The following is a 1,433-nucleotide window of genomic DNA, read 5'->3' as shown; positions in this document are numbered from 1 at the left end:
CAGTAATTTTGCAAACAACCTGACATTAATGGAAATCCAAAAAATTGCACAAAAAAAGAGATTCCTTTATCGTAGAAGTTGTTACGACACCCACGAAAGGAGATCTCTTGCTTTATAAGTTAGCGGAAAACGGGTTGCTGTGTCAAGTCACTTCATGGCTAGAAACGAAGAGTCGCTTGTTGCTCGGCGACCGATACGCCAAAAAACTGAAGTGGGGTAGTACCGTCTTTCTTTTTTTAGAAGCCCTATTGAGTCGTCGTCCCGGGGTGCAAAATATAGCAGACAATCTGCTACGGACGCCGTGCTATCAGGAGCGGACCGGGGTGGCCTCCATCCACGCTTCGTCGTTAAACCGGAGGCTCAGCCAATTACCACCGGAACAGCTGCGAGACCTCTACCACTCCCGCCTCCAGCAGTTACTGGAAAGAGAAGGACCTCCTCTGCCCAAGCACTTACAGAAACTCGGTCCTTTAGCAGCAGTCGATTCCTCCACCCTCACCGTGGGAAAGCTTCGCGGGGAGTGGGCGTTTCAGCAAACCGGGACCCATGCGGTGAAAATGCATACCTGCTTGCAGTTAACCGGCGAATCCAGCGCCATTCCTACCGCTTCGGTGCTGTCCACTGGAACGGTGGCGGACTTGGATTCGGAAGTACTGGAGCACCTGGTGCTCCAGAAAAAAGTCACTCATTTGCTGGACCGCGGCTACATCCACTATGCCCAATTTATCGCTTGGGAACGCAGTGGAATCAAGTTCGTCGCCCGTCTGAAGCACAATAGCAAGGTAAAGGTTATTCGGACACGGAAAGTCACAAAGCCTTTTCTGAAAAGGGATGCCACGGTGGAGATTACTTCGCCGGAAACCGGGGAAACGGGTAGGTTTCGACTCGTGGAGTACACCTATGTGGACAAGAAAGGAAAAGCTCACCTGGCTCGCGTCCTGACGAATCGCTGGGATGTAACGGCAGCAGAGGTGGCGGAGTTGTACCGGTATCGCTGGAAGGTGGAACTCTTTTTTAAGTTCATGAAGTGCAGCCTCCACCTCAAAAAACTGTACAGCAGTTGTACACCAACAGCAGTATGGAACCAGATCTATTTAAACCTGATTGCCTATGTGCTATGTGAGCATCTTCGTTTGCGTCATGCCCCCCACCAGCGAATCGGACGAGTACTAGCCGTGTTCCGGTTGTATTTGACTGGAGAATATGCGGATTTTCTAAACCATCTCAACCGGGTCAAGATGCGAACCAGCAAGGGGCGAAGGAAAAAGGGCGGGAGGCCAAGGATCCATCCTAAACGGCTGAAAAAAGAGCGCATTCTCTTTTACTAACTGAACGGAAAGACAAACAACTGAAGCTAGATCAATCCAAAAAACGGGTGTTGTTAAACGTTAAATTGGAGGAAGGCCTTTTTTTGTCTTTTGAGCGCTCACCCA

1 protein-coding gene is annotated in these 1,433 nt (G+C 50.0%); it reads left to right on the top strand.

Annotated features, from left to right (window positions below):
- Positions 1-107 precede the first annotated feature (107 nt).
- Positions 108-1,328, top strand: a complete 1,221-nt coding sequence (locus F1379_RS29455) for an IS4 family transposase (protein WP_162551322.1) — start codon at positions 108-110, stop codon at positions 1,326-1,328.
- Positions 1,329-1,433 lie beyond the last annotated feature (105 nt).

It is taken from the genome of Paenibacillus tepidiphilus, assembly GCF_008635795.1.
Classification (GTDB): domain Bacteria; phylum Bacillota; class Bacilli; order Paenibacillales; family Paenibacillaceae; genus Paenibacillus_AQ; species Paenibacillus_AQ tepidiphilus.
The sequence above is the reverse complement of the archived record's forward strand: the minus strand, read 5'-3'. Positions and strand labels throughout refer to the sequence as shown.